This is a genomic window from Micromonospora sp. DH14, from assembly GCF_029809455.1.
GTDB lineage: Bacteria > Actinomycetota > Actinomycetes > Mycobacteriales > Micromonosporaceae > Micromonospora > Micromonospora parva.
The window spans coordinates 1-19,180 of record NZ_JARVKT010000037.1 but is presented as its reverse complement, the minus strand read 5'-3'; the positions used below and the strand labels follow the sequence as shown (position 1 = coordinate 19,180).

General features: G+C 71.7%; 20 protein-coding genes. 9 read left to right on the top strand and 11 right to left on the bottom strand.

What is annotated here, in order from left to right:
• The first annotated feature begins 219 nt into the window (after positions 1 to 219).
• Positions 220 to 420: a hypothetical protein gene (locus tag QCZ28_RS30090; protein ID WP_036412564.1), complete on the top strand. Its 201-nt coding sequence runs from the start codon at positions 220 to 222 to the stop codon at positions 418 to 420.
• Positions 421 to 527: 107 nt separating this feature from the next.
• Here the strand turns inward: QCZ28_RS30090 and QCZ28_RS30085 are convergent, their stop codons facing one another.
• The 4 genes from QCZ28_RS30085 to QCZ28_RS30070 are packed head-to-tail and all read right to left on the bottom strand — an operon-like array spanning position 528 to position 3,684.
• Positions 528 to 968 (bottom strand): Rrf2 family transcriptional regulator, encoded by a 441-nt coding sequence (locus QCZ28_RS30085; RefSeq protein ID WP_279519777.1) that lies wholly within the window; start codon positions 966 to 968, stop codon positions 528 to 530.
• Position 969: 1 nt separating this feature from the next.
• Positions 970 to 1,854: an ABC transporter permease gene (locus QCZ28_RS30080; RefSeq protein ID WP_279519776.1), complete on the bottom strand. Its 885-nt coding sequence runs from the start codon at positions 1,852 to 1,854 to the stop codon at positions 970 to 972.
• The gene (locus tag QCZ28_RS30075) at positions 1,844 to 2,623 is read right to left on the bottom strand and encodes an ABC transporter ATP-binding protein (protein ID WP_279519775.1); all 780 of its coding nucleotides are present in this window, start codon (positions 2,621 to 2,623) and stop codon (positions 1,844 to 1,846) included. Before QCZ28_RS30075 ends, QCZ28_RS30080 begins: the two co-directional genes overlap by 11 nt.
• On the bottom strand, positions 2,620 to 3,684 hold the full coding sequence (locus tag QCZ28_RS30070; RefSeq protein ID WP_279519774.1) for an ABC transporter substrate-binding protein: 1,065 nt from the start codon (positions 3,682 to 3,684) through the stop codon (positions 2,620 to 2,622). Before QCZ28_RS30070 ends, QCZ28_RS30075 begins: the two co-directional genes overlap by 4 nt.
• 354 nt (positions 3,685 to 4,038) lie before the next feature.
• Between QCZ28_RS30070 and QCZ28_RS30065 the strand changes: the two genes are divergently transcribed.
• Genes QCZ28_RS30065 through nudC form a run of 3 tightly spaced genes read left to right on the top strand, consistent with a single transcriptional unit; the run spans position 4,039 to position 7,642 of the window.
• Complete coding sequence (locus QCZ28_RS30065; protein ID WP_279519773.1) at positions 4,039 to 5,349, top strand: pitrilysin family protein; 1,311 nt, start codon at positions 4,039 to 4,041, stop codon at positions 5,347 to 5,349.
• The gene (locus QCZ28_RS30060; RefSeq protein WP_279519772.1) at positions 5,346 to 6,686 is read left to right on the top strand and encodes a pitrilysin family protein; all 1,341 of its coding nucleotides are present in this window, start codon (positions 5,346 to 5,348) and stop codon (positions 6,684 to 6,686) included. The genes QCZ28_RS30065 and QCZ28_RS30060 overlap by 4 nt, the downstream gene beginning before the upstream one ends.
• Entirely contained in the window at positions 6,683 to 7,642 is a 960-nt protein-coding gene (nudC, locus tag QCZ28_RS30055) for an NAD(+) diphosphatase (RefSeq protein WP_279519771.1), read from the top strand. Before QCZ28_RS30060 ends, nudC begins: the two co-directional genes overlap by 4 nt.
• A 126-nt stretch (positions 7,643 to 7,768) precedes the next feature.
• Here nudC and QCZ28_RS30050 read toward each other — a convergent pair whose 3' ends face one another.
• The 3 genes from QCZ28_RS30050 to QCZ28_RS30040 form a co-directional block, all read right to left on the bottom strand.
• Entirely contained in the window at positions 7,769 to 8,044 is a 276-nt protein-coding gene (locus QCZ28_RS30050; protein WP_279519770.1) for a hypothetical protein, read from the bottom strand.
• A 235-nt stretch (positions 8,045 to 8,279) separates the two neighbouring features.
• Positions 8,280 to 8,519, bottom strand: a complete 240-nt coding sequence (locus QCZ28_RS30045; RefSeq protein WP_279519769.1) for a DUF397 domain-containing protein — start codon at positions 8,517 to 8,519, stop codon at positions 8,280 to 8,282.
• A gap of 73 nt (positions 8,520 to 8,592) precedes the next feature.
• Complete coding sequence (locus QCZ28_RS30040) at positions 8,593 to 9,573, bottom strand: helix-turn-helix transcriptional regulator (protein ID WP_279519768.1); 981 nt, start codon at positions 9,571 to 9,573, stop codon at positions 8,593 to 8,595.
• Positions 9,574 to 9,786: 213 nt separating this feature from the next.
• Here QCZ28_RS30040 and QCZ28_RS30035 point away from each other — a divergent pair, with 213 nt between their 5' ends.
• On the top strand, positions 9,787 to 11,136 hold the full coding sequence (locus tag QCZ28_RS30035) for an MFS transporter (protein WP_279519767.1): 1,350 nt from the start codon (positions 9,787 to 9,789) through the stop codon (positions 11,134 to 11,136).
• Between the two features lie 9 nt (positions 11,137 to 11,145).
• Here the strand turns inward: QCZ28_RS30035 and QCZ28_RS30030 are convergent, their stop codons facing one another.
• The gene (locus QCZ28_RS30030) at positions 11,146 to 11,388 is read right to left on the bottom strand and encodes a mycoredoxin (RefSeq protein WP_030337579.1); all 243 of its coding nucleotides are present in this window, start codon (positions 11,386 to 11,388) and stop codon (positions 11,146 to 11,148) included.
• 92 nt (positions 11,389 to 11,480) lie between these two features.
• Here QCZ28_RS30030 and QCZ28_RS30025 point away from each other — a divergent pair, with 92 nt between their 5' ends.
• From QCZ28_RS30025 to QCZ28_RS30015, 3 genes are all read left to right on the top strand, one after another.
• Entirely contained in the window at positions 11,481 to 13,697 is a 2,217-nt protein-coding gene (locus tag QCZ28_RS30025; RefSeq protein WP_279519766.1) for an ATP-dependent DNA helicase UvrD2, read from the top strand.
• Between the two features lie 121 nt (positions 13,698 to 13,818).
• A complete protein-coding gene (locus tag QCZ28_RS30020) occupies positions 13,819 to 14,067 on the top strand; it encodes a hypothetical protein (RefSeq protein ID WP_279519765.1) in 249 nt (82 codons plus the stop codon).
• A gap of 130 nt (positions 14,068 to 14,197) precedes the next feature.
• Positions 14,198 to 14,563, top strand: a complete 366-nt coding sequence (locus QCZ28_RS30015; protein WP_030337583.1) for a WhiB family transcriptional regulator — start codon at positions 14,198 to 14,200, stop codon at positions 14,561 to 14,563.
• A 421-nt stretch (positions 14,564 to 14,984) separates the two neighbouring features.
• Here the strand turns inward: QCZ28_RS30015 and QCZ28_RS30010 are convergent, their stop codons facing one another.
• The 3 genes from QCZ28_RS30010 to QCZ28_RS30000 form a co-directional block, all read right to left on the bottom strand.
• Positions 14,985 to 16,331 (bottom strand): AarF/ABC1/UbiB kinase family protein, encoded by a 1,347-nt coding sequence (locus tag QCZ28_RS30010; RefSeq protein ID WP_279519764.1) that lies wholly within the window; start codon positions 16,329 to 16,331, stop codon positions 14,985 to 14,987.
• Entirely contained in the window at positions 16,328 to 17,440 is a 1,113-nt protein-coding gene (locus tag QCZ28_RS30005; protein ID WP_279519763.1) for a TOMM precursor leader peptide-binding protein, read from the bottom strand. The genes QCZ28_RS30010 and QCZ28_RS30005 overlap by 4 nt, the downstream gene beginning before the upstream one ends.
• A gap of 227 nt (positions 17,441 to 17,667) precedes the next feature.
• On the bottom strand, positions 17,668 to 17,838 hold the full coding sequence (locus tag QCZ28_RS30000; RefSeq protein ID WP_167457767.1) for a DUF5679 domain-containing protein: 171 nt from the start codon (positions 17,836 to 17,838) through the stop codon (positions 17,668 to 17,670).
• A gap of 513 nt (positions 17,839 to 18,351) precedes the next feature.
• Here QCZ28_RS30000 and QCZ28_RS29995 point away from each other — a divergent pair.
• The gene (locus QCZ28_RS29995; RefSeq protein WP_279519762.1) at positions 18,352 to 18,873 is read left to right on the top strand and encodes a M48 family metallopeptidase; all 522 of its coding nucleotides are present in this window, start codon (positions 18,352 to 18,354) and stop codon (positions 18,871 to 18,873) included.
• The last annotated feature ends 307 nt before the right edge of the window (positions 18,874 to 19,180 follow it).

The window sequence follows — 19,180 nt, the reverse complement described above, 5'->3', positions numbered from 1 at the left end:
CGTCGACCGACCCGTCCCGCTTCGGCTGGGCGGGTCGGTGTCGTTCCCGCCCATCGTCGGCCGTTCCAGCCGCCTCGTGATGAGGGCGCGGTCACCCGTTCGGCTGAGTCGGTAATCAGCCTCCGCTGGGTCGGCTGGCCGACTGCGCCCCGGCCGGTGGTGGTCGAGGCTGACGGACGGGGGAAGTCGGGCGGGGGGCCCGACACGGGAGGGGTGACCATGGCGGGCGAAGCCGGCTCGGGCGCACTGCGTGAACTGATCCTGGTGGTCGCGGTCGCGCTCGCCGGGTTGTTGCTCGCCATGGTCGCGGCCTTCGCGCCCTGGCATGCCACCCCGGCGGGCAATGCTCCCGCCGGTCTGGTGGAGCTGCACAGTCCTGGCGGCCCGGGCTCCGGCCCGGCGGACGCACACGTGGGCTGAGCAGCGACCGGCCTACCGGTGCCGGCGGAGGGGCAGGCCCGGTCAGGATCGGTGCGAGGTGTGGTCGGGTCGGCGGGGCACCGGCCCGACCACATCACCGTCGCCGCTCAGGACGTTGTGGGGGCGTGGGTGAGCAGGTTGGCGAGGGTGGTGCTGTCGACGACGGTGGCGATCGCCCCGTGCACCGCCAGCCAGACGTCGGTGAGCCCCGCTGCCACTCCGTGATAGTCGGCCCGCTCGGCCGGCAGGCCGCGCACCGTGGTGAGCGAACCGCCGACCGCGCGCAGCACGTCCCCGACGGTGATCTCCTCCGGCGGGCGGGTCAGCGCGTACCCGCCGTCGGCACCGCGGTGGCTGTGCAGCAGACCGGCCCGGCGCAGGTCGAGCAGGATGCCCTGCAGGAAGCTGAGCGGGATGCCCTGCACCTCGGCCAGGCTGGCAGCCTTCACCAACTCGCCGGCCCTGTCGCCGTCGCCGTCGCCACCACCGGCGGCGGCGACGGCGAGCATCGCCCGGAGCGCGTAGTCGCTGCGCGCGGAGACGAACACGTCACTGACCAGCCTGGTCCAGTACGCCCCAGCGACGCCGGATCGCCTTGTCCGCAGCGCCGAACGCGGCGTCCACGACCAGGCCGACGACCAGGATGACGATCATCGTGGAGAGCAGCCAGGGCGCGTCGGACAGTTCGCGGGAGTAGGTGAGCTGGGCGCCGAGTGAAGTCTGCGAGATGCCGACCACGAGCAGCTCACCGGCCATCAGGCTGCGCCAGGAGAACGCCCAGCCCTGCTTGAGCCCGGCGACGATCGCCGGCAGGGCGGCCGGTGCGATGACGTACCGGTAGAGGTTGAGCCCACGGGCGCCCAGGTTGCGGCCGGCGCGCAGCAGCAGCGGCGGCACGTAGTCCACTCCGGAGATCACCCCGTTGGCGATGGACGGTGCCGCTCCGAGCACCACCACGAAGAAGATCGCCTTCTCGCTCAGCTCGAAGAGCAGGATGGCCAGCGGGAACCAGGCGATCGACGGCATGGTCTGCAACGCGGTGATCATCGAGCCGATGGCGGCGCGCAGCACGGTGGACCGGGCCACCGCGAGGCCGAGCAGCAGGCCGACGGCGACCGAGAAGACGTACCCGAGGGCGGCCCGGCGCAACGTGGTGACCAGGCCGTCCCAGAGCTGCGGGCCCTGGGCCTGGGCCATCAGCTCGCGGCCGACCTCCAGCGGGCCGGGCAGCGAGTACGGCGGCTTCCAGCCCGAGAGGACCACGAGTTGCCAGGCGGCGATGGCGATGGCCAGCGCGGCGAGCTTGGGCCAGGTGGCCGCCCAGAGGCGGGCGCCCCGGGAGACGTCCTTGTCCCGACCGGCGATCTCCAGCGCGTCCAGGCCGGTGATCTCGGCGTCGGTACGCGCCGAACTGGTGAGGGTGTCACTGGCCATGGCGGCCCACCTCCGTACGGAGCCGCTCGGTGACCTCGGCGGCGATGGCCGCGACCTCGGGGGAGTCGATCCGACGGGGACGCGGGATGGTCACCTCGGTGGAGTAGATGATCCGGCCGGGTCGGCTGGAGAGCAGGATGATCCGGTCGGCCAGTCGGGCCGCCTCGCGGACGTTGTGCGTCACGAAGAGCACCGAGAGTTGGCGCTCGGACCAGATCCGTTCCAGCTCGTCGTGCAGGATGTCCCGGGTCATCGCGTCCAGCGCGCCGAACGGCTCGTCCATCAGCAACACCGGGGTGTCCAGGGCCAACGTGCGGGCCAGCGCGACCCGTTGCCGCATCCCGCCGGAGAGCTCGTGCGGGCGCTTGCGGCCGAAGTCGCCCAGGTGCACCGTCCGCAGCAGTTCGGCGACCCGCTCGCGGCGTTGGGCCCGGGGGAGCCGGCGCAGCTTGAGGGGGACCTCCACGTTGGCGTCGACGGTCAGCCACGGAAAGAGCGCCGGTTCCTGGAACATCAGGCCCGGGTTGACGTCGCCGGCCAGGGTGATCTGGCCACCGCTGACCCGGTCCAGCCCGGCCACCAGGTTGAGCAGGGTGCTCTTGCCGCAGCCGGACGCGCCGACCAGGCAGACGAACTCGCCGGGCGCGACGTCCAGTGACACACCGTCCAGGGCCAGGACGGCGCTCGCCCCGCGTCCGTACACCTTGGTCACGCCGGAGAGCGCGACCGCTGTGGTCGCGCTCTCCGGCGTCGTCGTGGTCGACGTCATGGCTGGACGACCTCGGGCTTGCCGGCGGCCTTCAGCGCGTTGTTGAGGTACTTCAGGTCGTACAGGCCCTTGAGGTCAACCGGCTCGGTCAGCTGCACGTCGACGGCGTGGTCGAGCCCGGCCTTGAGGGAGGACGGGATCGGGTCGTTGGTGAACTCCAACGTCGGCCACGCCTGCTTGATCAGCTTCAGGTCCAGCGGCTTGCCGGTGATCTTGCCGATCGCGTCGGAGATGGCCTGCTGCGCCTCCTCCGGCTTGGTGTTGACGAACTCGTTGGCGGCTACCTGGCCGTCGACCAGCTTCTGCACCACGTCCGGGTGCGCCTTGAGGAACTTCGTGCTCACCAGCAGGTTGGTGATGACGAACTTCTTGTCCGGCCACAGGTCGCGCTCGTCGACCAGCACCGTGCCGCCGGCGTTGACCAGGCGGGAGACGAACGGCTCGGGCACCCAGGCCCCGTCGATCGCGCCACTGTTGAACGTCTCGATGGTCTGGGCGTTCTCCTGCGGCACGATCTTGACGTCACCGCCACCCTCCTTGGTGGTGGTGAGGCCCTGCTGCTTGAGCCAGTAGCGGATCGCCACGTCCTGGGTGTTGCCCAGCTGCGGGGTGGCGATCTTCTTGCCCTTCAGGCCCTGCGCGTCCGTGATGCCGGGCTTGACCACCAGCGCCACGCCGCCGGACGCCGCGCCGGAGATGACCCGGACGGCCTCGCCCTTGGACTTGGAGAAAGCGTTCACCGTCGGGTTCGGACCGATGTAGGTGGCGTCCAGCGCGCCGGAGAAGACCGCCTCGATGGCGGCCGGGCCGGCGTTGAAGGTCTTCGGGTCCAGCTTGACGTCGGTGCCGAGCTTCTCCGCGAAGATGCCCTTCTCCACGCCGACGACCGCTGGCGCGTGGGTGATGTTGGGGAAGTAACCGAGGCGCAGCGTCACCGGGCCGGAGCTGCCGCCCGCGCCCTCGCTGTCGTCGCCGCACCCGGCGGTGCTGCCCAGGGTCGCCGCGCCGAGGGCGGCGAGGGTCATCAGCGTGACCGTCCGGCGCAGGGGGAGCCGTCTCATCGTCCATCCAATCCGCAGTATTCCTACTTAGTTGGTAGGAAGAGTGGGCCAGGCCGTGGTCAGCGTCAAGACCCATCCACATGGCGGGATGGCGCGTCTCAGTTATGTCGGTATTTCCTACCAGCTTGCTGTGATAAGCGGGGAAGCGTGGGCGGGGAGCGACCGGCTGCCGGCCGGGACGAGCCCGGAGCGGATCGCCGCCGCAAAGGCCCGGTTACGTCGGATGGGCTCGGCCGCACCGCGAGGAGGCCGAACGGGTCGCCAACGAGGTGCTGACCCTGGTGACCGCCCCCGTCCCGGCGGCTCCGGGAAGGTCGCGGGTGGCGACCGTGTCGACGCGCTAGGGTCGACTCCGTGGCGGCGCGGAGATCCAGAATTCCAGCGACGAAGTATCCGGTCGAGCGGTTCACCCTCGACAACGGCCTGCGGGTGGTGCTCACCCCCGATCGCAGTGCCCCGGTGATCGGGGTGGCGGTGGTCTACGACGTCGGCATCCGCTCCGAGCCCGAGGGGCGCACCGGCTTCGCCCACCTCTTCGAGCACCTGATGTTCCAGGGCTCGGAAAACCTGGAGAAGCTGGCTCACTTCCGGCACGTGCAGGGCGCGGGCGGCACCTTCAACGGCTCCACCCACCTGGACTACACCGACTACTTCGAGACGCTGCCGAGCAACGCGCTGGAACGCGCGCTGTTCCTGGAGGCGGACCGGATGCGCGGCCCCCGGCTGACCGAGGAGAACCTGCGCAACCAGGTCGACGTGGTCAAGGAGGAGATCCGGGTCAACGTCCTCAACCGGCCGTACGGCGGTTTCCCCTGGTTGACCCTGCCGCCGGTCATGTTCGACACCTTCCCCAACGCCCACGACGGCTACGGCTCCTTCGACGACCTGGAGTCGGCAACCGTCGCCGACGCAGCTGACTTCTTCCGCCGCTACTACGCCAGCGGCAACGCCGTGCTGGCCGTCAGCGGTGACATCGACGTGGCCGAGGCGACCGAGCTGGTCAACCGGCACTTCGGCGACGTACCGGCCCGGCCGGCACCGCAACGGCCCGACTTCACCGAGCCCGACCTGAGCGCCGAGCGGCGCACCTCGTACACCGACGCCCTGGCGCCGCTGCCGGCGGTGGCCGGCGCCTGGCGGGTGCCCGACCCGGTCACCGACTTCGCCGGCTACCTGCCGTACGTGGTGCTGGCCGAGGTGCTCACCGACGGCGACGCGTCCCGGCTGGTCGAGCGGCTGGTGCAGCGCGACCGCACGGTGACCAGCCTCGGCGGATACCTCGGTTTCATGGGCGACCCGTTCGACGTCCGCGACCCCACCGCGCTGCTGTTGCAGGCGCACCTGCCGCCCGGGGGTGACGTGGACAAGGTGCTGCGCACCATCGACGAGGAGCTGGACCGGCTGGCCACCGACGGGCTGACCGACGGCGAGCTGGCCCGCACCCAGGCCCGGATGGCGACCCACCTGCTGCGGGACACCGACGCGGTGCTCGGTCGGGCGCTGCGGATGGCCGTGCTGGAGCAGCAACGCGGCGAGCCGGGCCTGCTCAACGAGTTGCCCCGGCTGGTCGGCGAGGTCACCGAGGAGCAGGTCCGGGCCGCCGCGGCCACCCTGCGCCCGGAGCGTCGCGCCGCCATCGAAGTCATCCCCGGAGGTGCCCGATGACCGGGACTGTGGCCGCCGCGCCGCGCACGCTGCCCCCGCTCGGTCCGACCCGCAAGCTGAAGGTGCCCAAGCAGGCCGAGCGGACGCTGCCCAACGGGCTCACCGTGATCGCGGTACGCCGGCCCGCCGTGCCCCTGGTCGAACTGCGGCTCTGGGTGCCGTTCGGTCGGGTGCACCTGGCCCGCGGCGCGATGCTCTCGCAGACCATGCTCTCCGGCACCGGGTCGATGTCCAGCGTGCAGATCGCCGCCGAGTTGCAGAAGGTGGGCGGCGGGCTCTCCGCGGGCGTCGACCCGGACCGGCTGATGCTCTCCGGCGCCGGGCTGGTCACCGGTCTGGACCGGATGCTGGAGCTGCTGGCCGAGGTGCTGACCGGCGCCAGCTACCCCAGCGACGAGGTGGCCACCGAACGGGACCGACTGGTCGACCGGATCCAGGTGGCGCAGAGTCAACCGGCGCACCTGGCCCGGGAGGCGCTGCTCAAGCGGATCTACGGCCGGCACCCGTACGCGACGCAGACGCCCGAGCCCGACCAGATCCGGGCCGTCCGACCGGCGGCCCTGCGCACCCTGCACTCGGAGCGGGTGCATCCGACCGGCGCGCAGTTGGTGGTGGTCGGTGACGTGCAGCCGGAGAAGGCGCTGGACGCCGCCGAGCGGGCACTCGGCGGCTGGTCGGGTGCCGGGCGTACGGCCGACCTGCCGGCGACCCCACCGCTGGAGCCGGGGCCGCTGCTGCTTGTCGACCGGCCGGGCTCGGTGCAGTCGTCCCTGCGGATCGCGCTTCCGGCGGTGTCGCGCACCGACCCGGACCACGCCCCGCTGCAACTGGCCAACCTGATCTTCGGCGGCTACTTCTCGTCCCGGTGGGTGGAGAACATCCGCGAGGACAAGGGCTACACGTACGGCCCGCACTCGGGGATCGAGCACTCCGTCGCCGGGTCGGTGCTGGTCGCCGCCGCCGACGTGGCCACCGAGGTCACCGGTCCGGCGCTGCTGGAGACGACGTACGAGCTGGGCCGGTTGGCGTCGCTGCCACCGAAGCCCGAGGAGTTGGAGCAGGCCCGGCAGTACGCTCTGGGCACCCTTCAGCTCGGCATGTCCACCCAGGCCGGGCTGGCCGCGTTGACCAGCGCGTACGCGGGCAACGGTCTGCGCCTGGACTTCCTCGCCGAGTACGCGGCGAGGTTGGCGAAGGCGAGCATCGAGGACGTGGCGCAGGCCGCGGCCCGGTACCTGGCGCCGGCTCGGGCGGCGATCGTGGTGCTCGGCGACGCGCAGCGGATCACCCCGGGGCTGGCCGCGCTGACCGCTGTCCACACCGAGCGACAGGCGTGAGCGGGGAGGCGGCGCCGCCGTTGGCGCGGTCCACGCTGGATCGGGCGGCGCACCGGCGGGGCGACTCGCAGTGGTTGACCGAGGCGTGGTTGCGCGCGCGGGTGCTGCTCGTCGACTCGACCGACGACGGTCGGACGCTGGCCCGTACCGAGACGTCGCCGCCGACGTTGGTGCTGTTCGGGGCGGGTGACGTGCCCGCCGGCTCCGAGTCGGCGGCGATGTTCCTGGGGGTCGAGCCGGACGGGGTGCCGGTCTTCGCCGTCGACGCGCCGCTGCCGGAGATCCCGGGGACCCGGGCGGTCCACCTCCGCGAGGTGGGTCACCTGCTCGCCGACCGGGAGGCCGGCATCTTCACCACCGCGCTGGCACTCGTCAACTGGCACACCCGGCACGGTTACTCGACCAGCACCGGGGCGCCGACCGCGATGGACGAGGCCGGTTGGTCCCGGGTGGACCGCAATGGCGGGCGGATCTGGCCGCGTACCGACCCGGCGATGATCGTGCTCGTCCACGACGGGGTGGACGGCCCGGACGGCCGCTGCCTGCTCGGCAACAACGCCGGCTGGCAGGGCACCCCCGGTGGTCGCCGCTACTCCTGCCTGGCCGGCTACGTCGAGCCGGGCGAGTCGGCGGAGGCGGCCGTGTTGCGCGAGGTCCGCGAGGAGGTGGGCATCGGGGTCGAGCGCATCGGGTACGTGGGCAGCCAGGCCTGGCCGTTCCCCGGCTCGCTGATGCTGGGCTTCCTTGCCACCGCGAACCCGACGGAGCCGGTGCGGGTGGACCCGTCCGAGATCGCGTACGCCCGGTGGTTCTCCCGCAGGGAGATCGGGGCGGCGTTGGCCGGGCAGACGGTGGACGTGGGCGACGGTGCCCGGCTGATCCTGCCGCCGCCGTCGTCGATCGCGCTGTTCCTCATCCACCGCTGGCTGGACGGCTGGGTGGACGCCGACCGTTGAGCGCGGTCCCGACCCGTGGCCGCCGTTGCCGCGACGGTCACGGGCCGGGAACACGGGCCGTCGTGGTCGGTGGGTGCGGGTAACGCGGCGGGGGAGCCGGTCCGACCACGACGGACGACCTGTGTATCAGGTGCCGAGGCGGCCCGGTCTCTGTCGGAAGGCGGGCCGTGGCTCGTTCAGCGGGAGGACCTTGACCCGCTGCTTGCCGGCGCGGACCGCGCCGACCGTGGCCAGGGCGCGGGCCAACAGGAGTGCGGCGTCCCGGTCCTCGGCGTGCACGATCTGCCGTCGCGGCTCGGGCGCCGTCGTCTCGTCGCGAAGTCGGTGGCCGTCCGCCCAGGCGGCGGCGATGTCCCCGTCGGCGACGGCGCGGATGTCGGTGCGAACGATCAGGAACCGCATGTGGGTCTCCGGATGAACCGCGACGGATGAGCAGTGTGGAAGTTCCACGTATCCGAGGGCCATGTTACGCCGCGTGTTCGTCTCAGCAACTGAAACGCGCCTATCGGTTTCGAGCCTCGTCCGATCAGCCGATGGCTGCTCAGCAGGGTTGGCGGGGCACCGGGCGACGGGTCGGCGGGTGCGACGAGACGGGGCCGCCGGCGTTGCGCCGACGGCCCCGTACCCGGTCACCGGGTCAGTTCAGATCGAACTGGCCCTTCTTGGCGCCGGTGATGAAACCGAGCCACCCCGCGCGGTTGAACAGCAGCACCGGGCCGCCGCGGTCCTTGCTGTCGCGCAGGGCGACCGCCGACGGGCCGTTGGCGAGCGGGGCGACCTCCACGCAGTTGGAGGTCTGGCTGCGGGTGCTGGTACGCCACGGGGCGTCCGCCAACGAGTGGGCGGAGACGGACGGCGTGTTGCGGATGTCGTTCATGGTTCTGCTCCTGATGTGCAGCGATCCGATGGGACGAGTGGTGCCGCACGCTCCGACGGAGGTCCCCCGTGGATCACCGGTCCGTCAGTCGCCCCGAACCCTGGCGGCGTTGGGTCGGCGCCGTTGCCGGCCCGAACGCCACTGTGGATGGGGGCGTCGCCTCGGTCAGCCGTCCCGCCGCCTCGATCAGCCAGGAGAGGGTGTCCGAGGCGTTAAGTGCCGCCGTGCATAGCCACTCGAACACCACTTTATAGCGATTTAGCGTGATTGCCTCGGTCGACATGACGTCGGTGAAGCCACCTTCGATGGCCAATGTCTCCGGATCGAGGGGATCGGCGAACCGATAGACCGAGAACGCGGTCGGCGGAAGGAACCAACTGCCGATCTGGGTGTCCCGGAGCAGCACGTGCAGGGTCACGTTCGGCAGCAGGGCCAGCTCGCAGAGTTGGAGCAGCTGCTCGTGCAGCACCTCCGGCGGCCCGGCCCGGCGCCCGAGAGCGGCCTCCTCCAGGACGGCGGTGTAGCGGGGAGCGTGCGGCTCCCGGGTGAGCAGCGACTGGCGGGCCAGCCGCGCCTGCACCTCGGTCTCCGGCTCGTCGCCGGGCTCCGGCTCGCCCGCGCCCGCGTTCACCTGGCGGGCCGACACGATCCGCAGCTGGGCGTACCCGGGGGTTTGCAACAGACCCGGCACCAGCACCGGGTTGTACTCGGAGATCTCCGCGCAGCCCGCCTCCAACTCGGCCCAGCCGCGCTGCTGCTGCGTCATCACCGGGAAGTTCTTCAACCAGCCGCGCATGTCACCGGCCTCGTTGGTGATGCCCAGCAGCTCGTCGTGCAGCGCCTGGTCGGCGCCGTAGAGGTCGAGCAGGTCGCCGACGTCCTGCGGGTCCGGTCGGCTGCGGCCGTTCTCCAGGCGGGACAGTTTGGACGCGGAGGCCCAACCGATACGCTCGATGACCTGATCGCCGGTGAGACCCGCGGCCTCACGCAGGCGGCGCAGCTCGATGCCCAACCGGCGACGACGCAGGATTGGGCTGGGTGCGGCAGGAGGCACAGTGTCCTCTTTCCCGTCGACCGCCGCAGACGCGACGGTAACTGTATGAAATTCGCCCCCCACGGTCAGTATGGACGGCGCGACCGGTGTCGGAGGTTCCGGCGAGGGCGTGTCTTGCGAAAATCGGACCACGGGAATGCCGGACGACGACGGACCCGCGGTCGCGGCCGTCGACCTCGCCCACCCGGGCACGCCATCCCGCCGGAGGGACCCATGCGCACGATCCTGCGCCGACCCGACTTCCGTCTGCTCTTCGGCGGCCTGCTGGCTAGCATGACCGCCGAGTCGATCCTGCTGCTGGCACTCGCCATCTGGGTCAAGGATCTGACTGGCTCGAACGGGTTGGCCGGTGCCACGATCTTCGCGGTCATCGCGCCGATGACGCTGGCACCGCTGGTCGGCTGGGTCGTGGACCGCTACCCGCGCCGACCGTTCTTCGTCGCCGCGAACGTGGTGACCGCCGCCCTGCTCACCCCGCTGTTCACCGTCCAGGACGCAGGTGACGTCTGGGTCGTCTACCTGGTGGCCGCCCTCTACGGACTCTCGTCCATCACGCTCGGCGCGGCGCTCAGCGGGCTCATCCGCGAGTTGGTGCCGGTCGAGCTGCTGGCCGAGGCGAACGGCGTGCTGCAGACCGTACGCCAGGGGATACGACTGGTCGGCCCGCTGGTGGGCGCGGCCCTCTACGCGGCGCTCGGCGGCTGGGCGCTGGCCGGAATCGGCATGGTCGGATTTCTGACCGCGGCGGCGGTGGTGACCGCGCTGCCCGCCCCGCAACAGGTGCCGCCGGCCGTACGGCTGCGGTGGCCGGCCGAGCTGGGCGCCGGCCTGCGGCACCTGGCCGGCGAGCCGGCCCTGCGGCGGGCCCTGCTCGGCTACGGGCTCGGCTCACTGGTGATGGGCTTCAGCGAGTCGCTCATCTTCGCCTACGTGGACCAGGGGCTGAACCGGGATGCCGCGTTCGTGGGTGTGCTGGTCACCGTGCAGGGCGTTGGTGGTCTGCTCGGCGGACTCTGCTCACCGACGCTGGTCCGCCGGCTCGGCGAGGTCGGCACGCTCGCCGCCGGGGTCGCCTTCTTCTCGCCGGCCGCGCTGGCGCTCGCGTACCCCGATCTGCGGCTCGGGTTCGCGGCGGTGCTGCTGGCCGGGGTCTCGCTCCCGCTGACGATGGTGGGGTTGCACACGCTGATCCAGCGCCGCACCCCGCCCGCGCTGGTCGGTCGGGTCGCCGCGGCCACCCAGGCGGTGGTCAGCGGGCCGCAGGCGTTCTCCATCGGGGCGGGTGCCCTGCTGGTCGGGTTCCTGGACTACCGGCTGCTGTTCGCGCTGGTCGGGGTGGCCACCCTGGCCGCCGGCAGCTACCTGTGGCGGGGCCGCCACCTGAGCGCGCCGCCCGGGGCACCGGCACCGACGCCACCCACCCGCCCGGCGCTCCCGGCGCCCCGCCGACCGGTTGAGGACACCGACCGACCCGGACTTGCGGCACCCGACCGTCGCCAGCGTGACCGTGCCCGGACACGACGAACGGCCGCCCCGGGTGGGGCGGCCGTGCGCCGAGAATGAACCGGCAGATCAGGCGTTGAGAGTTTCCAGGTGCTGCTTGACCTGGGTGATCGAGGGATTCGTCAGCGCGCTGCCGTCGGCGAAGCGCAGCGTCGGCACCGTCTGGTTACCGCCGTTGACACTCATCACGAACTCCGCGGCCTTCGGGTCCTGCTCGATGTCGACCACCTCGTAACCGATGCCCTCCCGGTCGAGCTGCGACTTCAGCCGGTGGCAGTAGCCGCACCAGGGGGTGGAATACATCGTCAACATGGTCGGATCCTCCAACTCCTCCGGCCGCGGCTTGCCGATCAAGCCGAGGCTGTTCGCTGCAACGCTGGGAGGAGCTGAGATGATTCCTGGTTGTGGTGGCTCACTCAGCGTCGGAACAGGTGCTCGCCGGGCTGGACCCGGAGCAACGCGCCGCGGTGACCGCACCCGCCGGCCCGGTCTGCATCCTTGCCGGCGCCGGCACCGGCAAGACCCGCGCGATCACCTCCCGAATCGCCCACCGGGCGCTCTCCGGGGAGATCTCCCCCCGGCACGTGCTCGCTGTCACCTTCACCGCCCGCGCCGCCGCCGAGATGCGGAGTCGTCTCACGGTGCTCGGGGTGGGTGGCGTCCAGGCGCGGACGTTCCACGCCGCCGCGCTGCGTCAGGTGCGGTACTTCGCGCCCCGGCTGCTGGCCGGCCGCGCCATGCCCGAGCTGCTGGACAGCAAGGTGCGACTGGTCACCCTCGCTGCCGCCCGGGTCGGCCTGCGTACCGACCGGGCCGCCGCCCGCGACCTGGCCGGCGAGATCGAGTGGGCGAAGTCGTCGCTCGTCGAACCGACGGACTACGTGGTGGCCGCGGCCCGGGCGCTGCGCGACACGCCCCACGAGCCGGCGAAGGTGGCCGACGTGTTCACCGCGTACGAGCAGCTCAAGCGCTCGAACGGCGTGATCGACTTCGAGGACATGCTGCGGGCCGCGGTGTGGGGGATCGAGGAGCACCCGGACGTCGGTGAGCAGGTCCGTGGCCAGTACCGGCACTTCGTCGTCGACGAGTACCAGGACGTCAACCCCCTCCAACAGCGGTTGCTGGACGCCTGGCTCGGCGGCCGGGACGATCTGACGGTGGTCGGGGACGCCAGCCAGACGATCTACTCGTTCACCGGGGCGACCTCGGCGTACCTGGTCGACTTCCCGCGCCGGCACCGCCACGCCACGGTGGTCCGGCTGGTCCGCGACTACCGCTCCACCCCGCAGGTGGTCGGGCTGGCCAACGCGGTGATCTCCCAGGCCCGGGGCACCGAGGCGCGCCTGCGCCTGGAACTGAGCGGGCAGCGCCCCCCGGGCCCCGAACCGGATCTGCGGATCTTCACCGACGAGCCGGCGGAGGCGAACGCGGTGGCCGCGCGCTGCCGGTCCCTGATCGAGGCGGGCACACCGGCGAAGGAGATCGCCGTGCTGTTCCGGGTCAACGCGCAGTCCGAGGCGTACGAGAAGGCGCTCACCGAGGCCGAGGTGCCGTACGTCGTGCAGGGCGCGGAGCGGTTCTTCGAACGGGCCGAGGTGCGCCAGGCGATGGTCGCGCTGCGTGCCGCCACCCGGTCGATCGGCGGCTTCAGGGCGGAGCGCGGCGTCAGACGCGCCGAGCTGGAGTCGCCGCAGGGCGAGACACCGTTGCCGGCAGCCGTCGTCGAGGCGCTCACCGCCGTCGGCTGGACCCCGGACACCCCACCGGCCGGCGGTGCGGCCCGTGAGCGGTGGGAGGCGCTGTCCGCGCTGGTCCAGCTCGCCGAGGAGTACGCGGCGACGCCCGAGGTCGTGCCGATCGGCGAGGCCGCCTCGGTGGAACGCCCGGTCACCCTCACCGACTTCACCGAGGAGCTGGCCCGCCGGGCCGCCCAGCAGCACGTACCGACAGTGGACGGCGTCACGCTGGCGTCCCTGCACTCGGCGAAGGGCCTGGAGTGGGACGCGGTCTTCCTGGTCGGTCTCGCCGAGGGCACCCTGCCCACCACGTACGCGAAGACCGTCGAGCAGGTCGAGGAGGAGCGCCGGCTGCTCTACGTTGGGATCACCCGCGCACGCGAGTGGCTCTGGCTGTCGTACGCGGCCGCGCGGTCACCGGGCGGACGGGCCCGGCGGCCGTCGCGGTTCCTGCCCCAACTGGACCGCTCCGGCGGCACCGAACGGGCCAGCGGCGGCACCGGTCCGGCCCGCCGTCCCGAGCGGCGGCGTACCCAGATCGTCTCCTGCCGGATCTGCGGCGCCACCCTGCTCGCCGGCCCGGACCGAAAGCTCGGCCGCTGCCCCACCTGCCCGTCCGACATAGACGATGAGCTGCACGAACGGCTGCGCGAGTGGCGGCAGCGGGTGGCCGGTGCGCAGAAGGTCCCGGCGTACGTGGTCTTCACCGACGCGACGCTCGTCGCGTTGGCCGAGCGGCGACCGGCCCGGTCGGAGGAGCTGATCGCCATCGCCGGTATCGGCCCCCGCAAGCTGGGCCTCTACGGGGAGTCGGTGCTGGCCCTCGTGGCAGGCGCCGGGGTGGACGATGTCTGCCCGGAGAAAACTTTCGAAATCTCGTCGTAAATTCGTTTGCCCTCGCCCCGGCGCGAGGAATAGCCTCAGGACACACCACGCGAGCGGCGCCATTCCGGCTGCTCACGGGGGCGGTCCAGTCGATTCGAGGAACGTGAGGGAGGTGGCCACCGTGAAGATCTTCACCTATGAGCGTCTGACGGCGATGCCGTCTGTCTGCGCTCCGCTGTCGGCTGTCCGGGTGGCCCTCACGGCTGCACGACCGTCGGTTCCGCAGGTGCACCAGGTTCAGGCCGAGCTGACCCTGACCGTCGCGCCCGTCGGAGTCGAGGGGACCAGTGGCTTCACGGGCATGGGCATCAATGACGTCAAGAAGCGCATGGATGTCCGCGGCGTTCCACCTCGAGGTAGACCGGTCTGACCATCAGACTCCGGCTCACCTCGAGGCCGCGGAACCCGCTTACCGGGATCCGCGGCCTCAGTTTTTTGCCCGCCGTAAGTACGTCGGAATGCGATCCACGAGATCGAAGTGAGAGAGAGGTGACCGGGAGATGAGTCTGGCGTTGGCCCCCCTCGACATGAGCGTCGAGATGGAGGCGAACCTGCCCTGCCGGAAGTTCGACCCCGACCTGTGGTTCTCCGACTCGCCCACCGAGCTCGAGCTGGCCAAGTCGCTCTGCGGGGACTGCCCGCTGCGCGTCGAGTGCCTGGCCGGAGCCGTTGAGCGAGCGGAGCCCTGGGGCGTCTGGGGCGGCGAGATCTTCGAGCGTGGCGCGGTTGTCCCGCGTAAGCGGCCCCGTGGCCGTCCGCGTAAGGAGGACGTCGCCCGTGACGCCGCGCTTCGGGTCGAGGCCGAGGCGCGCCTGGCAGCCAGTGGGCTGTCCGAGGTGCGTGGCGCGGTCCGGCTGGCAGCCTGACATGTTCCCGACCCGTTCCAACGACGCCGGTGTCGCACCGGCAGTGAGTGAGAAAACGATGTTGAACATTCCGAGTGGAGCCTTCGAGATGCAACTACTCAACGAAGCGTTGACCAGGGCTCGAATGCGCCGGCCTCAGGCCGGTCGTACCACCACGAGCACTGAGGCAACCCGATCCGCCCGTACCGTCGCCATGACCGGCCGCAATCAGGCGGCTCGCGACCTGGGCGTTCTCTAGTACCACTCCACTCAGAAGGGCGGGTGCCGACCGGCACCCGCCCTTCCTCACGTTCTCCGCCCCTCACGTTCTCAGCCCCTCACGTTCTCAGCCCCTCACGTTCTCAGCCCCTCACGTTCTCAGCCCCTCACGTTCTCAGGCGACCGAGCCTCGACCTGCTCAGGCGACCGGGCTTCGACCTGCTCAGGCGACCGGCGCGAAGCCGGGCAGCCAGCGCTCCAGGATGCTCCGGTAGGGGGCCTTCGCCTCCAACTGGCAGAGCACCCCGATCGACCCGAGCGTCACCCGGTGGATCAGCAGGTACGACGGTGGCAGGTTGAGCTGCCGGCTCAGCTGGTACGTGGGGGAGCGGGGGCTGGCCAGTCGACCCGCCTCGGCCCGCAGCCAGGCTCGGGTGAACCGGAAGCCGTCCGCCGCGATGGGCTCCAGCATGGGGCGGATGAAGTCGAGCACGCCCTCGGCGTCGATCTCGTCGGCCGAGCCGATGAACCCCTCCGACCGCAGCCCCGCCACGACCTCGTCGGCGTTGCCGCGTAGCGCCATCGCGGCGATCCGACCGATCGGCTCCGGAGTGCCCTCCGGCATCCGGGCCACCGCCCCAAAGTCGATCACGCCGAGCCGACCGTCGGGCAGCAGCCGGAAGTTTCCCGGGTGCGGGTCGGCGTGCAGCAGCCCGGCCCGCTGCGGCGCGGAGAGGTGCAGGGTGGCCATCAACCGGCCGGCCTCGTTCCGATCCTCCTCGGTGCCCTCCCGGATGATGTCGGCCAGCGGGGTGCCCGTCACCCACTCGGTGACCAGCACCCGGGGCGAGGCGTCGACCACCTCCGGGATGTAGATCTCCGGGTCGTCGGCGTACGCGGCCGCGAAGGCGCGCTGCGACTCGGCCTCCAGCTCGTAGTCCAACTCCTCGGTGATCCGTTCGCGCAGCTCGGCCAGGAGCGGCTTGACGTCCAGGCCGGGCTGGATGGCCCGGAACATCCCGCCCAGTCGGGAGAGCTGCTTGAGGTCGGCGAGCAGGGCGTCGCCGGCCCCCGGATATTGGATCTTGACCGCCACGTCGCGGCTGTTCGGTGCGCCCGCCGCGTCGAATCCTGGCTCGCGCCAGCGCGCCCGGTGCACCTGGCCGATGCTCGCCGCGGCGGCCGGGACGTCGTTGAACTCGACGAACAGGTCCCGCCAGTCGGGGCCGAGCTGCTCGGCCAGCACCTTGTGCACGCTGGCGGCCGGTAGCGGCGGCGCGGCCTCCTGCAACTTCGTCAACGCCTGCCGGTAGGGCGCGGCGATCTCCTCCGGCAACGCCGCCTCGAAGACCGACAGCGCCTGGCCGAACTTCATCGCCCCACCCTTGAGCTGACCCAGAACGCTGAACAGCTGCTCGGCGGTGCGCTGTTGGATCTCCGCCGAGATCACGTCGGAGGCGAGCCCGGTGACGCGCTTTCCCATCCCGAGAACGGTCCGGCCGGCGAAGCCGAGCGGCAGGGCGGCGAGCTTGGCGGTGCGGGACACGGCGCGGCGCGGGATGTCGGTCACCCGGTCATTGTTACCGACCGGAGGGCCCCCCTGCTGCTCTGCGGCCGGGCTGGTGCGGACACTCGACCCTGCGAGCACCCGCACGCCGGGTGTGGCGGCCAACCCCGACGACGGAAACGGCCGGCACCGGCGATCTCCATGGCACCACCAAGCGTCTCCGGCTGGCCCCCGTCCAGCTGCGTCAGCGCCTCGGCCAGCGCGTACCCGCAGGCGGCGAGCAGGGTGCCGGTCGATGCGGCGGCCACCGGGTCGGCGGCAGCGAGTTGAGCGGCGAGCCGCGGCCAGTCCGGGTCGCGGTCGGCCCGGTGCAGCTCGACGCAGTGCAGGCAGGGCCCGGCGGGTGGGCGAACCAACGGCCCGATCACCGGTACGCCCTCGCGGAGTGTGACGAGCAGGTGCGGCTGCCGCCGCTGGGCGAGACCGGCGGCGAGCAGCGCGGGCGGCCGGTCCATGCCGAGCTGGATCACCAGGTCGACCCGACCGGCGCGGCTCGGGTGGGTGCCGGTGCCCGGCGCGACGCGATCGACGGCGGCCCGCACCGCCGGTGCCAGCGGGCGACCCAGGTCGGTGGCGGGGATGCCCGTGCCGATCAGGTCGACTGCGCGTACCGGGCCGGTGAGCTGGGGAATCACCTGGCCCACCCCGGACTGGGCCAGCGTCACCGTCAGGGGCCCGCCGAGCGCCCCGGCACCGGTGAGCAGGACGCGGGCCGCCCGCCGCCGACGCAGGACCTGAGCCGGGGTGCCGGGGAGCCGGGAGGCGGTCAGGGCCAGCGCGCCGGCCTCCGCCGCGAGTCGGGCCCGGACCGGGCCGGTCAGGTCGCGGGGGAGCAAACTGTGCGCGGGCACCAACAGGCCGGCGGCCCGTAGCGCGTCGAGCAGGGTACGCGCGTCGCTGGCGCTGACCTGGGCGGTCGTCGCCTCGGCCAGCACGGTGCGCTCGCTGCGGGTGCCGTCGAGCAGGTCGAGCAGGTGGGCCGCGCGGGGGTTGGCCAACTCCAGCAGGACGGCCGGACCGGGGCCGACGCCGAGCTGGAGGGTGTGCCGGTCCCGCCAGAGCCGGTTGAGGCCGGGCAGCAGGGTGGGGCGGGGTAGTGCGGTGCGGCTCATGTCACGAATCGTGACCGCGTCTTCGCGCTCGGTCGATCGTTGTCCACAGGCGGCCAGGCCGCTGTCCAGCGCTATCCACAGGATCTGGTGGGTTTTCCACAGCCCGCCAGCCGTGGTGTCAGTCACCCGACAGGGCCGCCGCCAACGCCGGTGGCGTCGAGCCGCCGATCGGCAACGGGGGTGGGGGGGGGCCCCCCCCCCCCCCCCCCCCGTTCATCCCGTTCGGGTCAGACCTTGGCCTTGCCCAGGATGCGGTTCACTGTTGTTCCGCATACCGGACACTTGCCCTTGGCCATGTTCATTCCGGTCTTCGAGACCTCGACGTGCCCCTCGAAGTCCCGCTTCTCCTTGCACTTCACGCAGTAACCGTTGTAGGTCGTCTGGGCCTGGTCGGCCACGGTGCCCTCCTCGTCTCGTCCGCCGGTCAATGCCGTTCCGGCGGGATGCCCGGCGGCGGGCCACACGGGGCGCCGGCGCTGGGTCTCACTCCGCGGCCACCTTCGTGACCGCTGGTTCGCGGACCCTACCCAGGTCTGGGCAGTTCCATGTCAGCTGTGCATCGACACTGTGAGCAAGTCGACGTCGAGAGTGTGCATGGCGAAATAGGTCGGATAAGTCAGTTTGGCGGGGACACGCCGACCAAACCCTGACAGCCACCCGTGCGAGTGCCCCCGCAGGGGCATCCGGGACCGTGATCACCTACGGTGGGGACGTGCCGCGTACCCGCGTCATCGGCGTTCACGAAGGGTGACGAGATGGCGCGATGGCGCATCCGTCAAGAAATTTTCGGGACGCCTGGCGACCAATCACCATTTTCTGGGCGCGTGTCGTGCGGTTGACTCTTGCGGACCCCTGGTCAGTGGGCATTAGCTTTCCTTCGTGACACGTAGCCGAGGCTGCGCGGGCCAGTGATGGCGGGGACGCGTAAGCCTGTCGTCGAGGTGCGGCGCAGCCAGCGTCGACGACGCACGGTGTCCGCGTACCGTGACGGTGAGCGAGTGGTCGTCCTCATCCCCGACCAGTTCTCCCGCGCGGAGGAGAGCGAGTGGGTCGACCGGATGCTCGCCCGACTCGCCGCGCGCGAGGGGCGACTTGCCCGCTCCGACGCCGAGCTGCTGGCCCGCGCCAACCGGCTCATCGACCTCTATCTCGCCGAGTACCCGGCCAAAGCGGTCCCGGCCAGCGTCCGGTGGGTCACCAACCAGAACGGCCGGTGGGGTTCCTGCACCCCGGCCGACCGCAGCATCCGCATCTCGCACCGCGTCCAGGAGATGCCCGAGTGGGTGATCGACTACGTGTTGCTCCACGAGCTGGCGCACCTCATCGTGCCCAGCCACAACGCCCGGTTCTGGGCGCTGGTCGGTCGCTATCCCAAGGCGGAACGCGCCCGCGGCTACCTCGAAGGGGTCGCCGCCGCCTCCTGCGCACCCTGATCAGCGCGCCCAACCCCTGGGGCGTTCGCGCGAGGTCGCCCGCCGGGCGTCGGCAGTCGTTGGTGGCGTGCCGGACGCCGGGTGCGGCGCGGTCGGCCTAGATCCACTCGCGTTCCTGAATACCGCGCTATTGATGGCCCTCGGACACCGCGACTTCAATGAAACCGAGTCGATCATGCCGCCGGGCCGCTCCGCGCCCGGCCGAGCCGGATGGGTTGGGCCGGGCCGCGCCGGGCCGCGCCGGGCCGGGCCGCGCCGGGCCGCGCCGGGCCGCGCCGGGCCGGGCCGCGCCGGGCCGCGCCGGGCC

Bases quoted from the DNA above. Each gene is read 5' to 3' on its own strand.
- QCZ28_RS30075 (WP_279519775.1), bottom strand. From the start codon at position 2,623: ATGACGTCGACCACGACGACGCCGGAGAGCGCGACCACAGCGGTCGCG.
- QCZ28_RS30090 (WP_036412564.1), top strand. From the start codon at position 220: ATGGCGGGCGAAGCCGGCTCGGGCGCACTGCGTGAACTGATCCTGGTG.
- QCZ28_RS30070 (WP_279519774.1), bottom strand. From the start codon at position 3,684: ATGAGACGGCTCCCCCTGCGCCGGACGGTCACGCTGATGACCCTCGCC.
- QCZ28_RS30005 (WP_279519763.1), bottom strand. From the start codon at position 17,440: ATGAGCCGCACCGCACTACCCCGCCCCACCCTGCTGCCCGGCCTCAAC.
- QCZ28_RS30080 (WP_279519776.1), bottom strand. From the start codon at position 1,854: ATGGCCAGTGACACCCTCACCAGTTCGGCGCGTACCGACGCCGAGATC.
- QCZ28_RS29995 (WP_279519762.1), top strand. From the start codon at position 18,352: ATGGCGGGGACGCGTAAGCCTGTCGTCGAGGTGCGGCGCAGCCAGCGT.
- QCZ28_RS30050 (WP_279519770.1), bottom strand. From the start codon at position 8,044: ATGCGGTTCCTGATCGTTCGCACCGACATCCGCGCCGTCGCCGACGGG.
- QCZ28_RS30045 (WP_279519769.1), bottom strand. From the start codon at position 8,519: ATGAACGACATCCGCAACACGCCGTCCGTCTCCGCCCACTCGTTGGCG.
- QCZ28_RS30060 (WP_279519772.1), top strand. From the start codon at position 5,346: ATGACCGGGACTGTGGCCGCCGCGCCGCGCACGCTGCCCCCGCTCGGT.
- QCZ28_RS30030 (WP_030337579.1), bottom strand. From the start codon at position 11,388: ATGTTGACGATGTATTCCACCCCCTGGTGCGGCTACTGCCACCGGCTG.
- QCZ28_RS30035 (WP_279519767.1), top strand. From the start codon at position 9,787: ATGCGCACGATCCTGCGCCGACCCGACTTCCGTCTGCTCTTCGGCGGC.
- QCZ28_RS30015 (WP_030337583.1), top strand. From the start codon at position 14,198: ATGAGTCTGGCGTTGGCCCCCCTCGACATGAGCGTCGAGATGGAGGCG.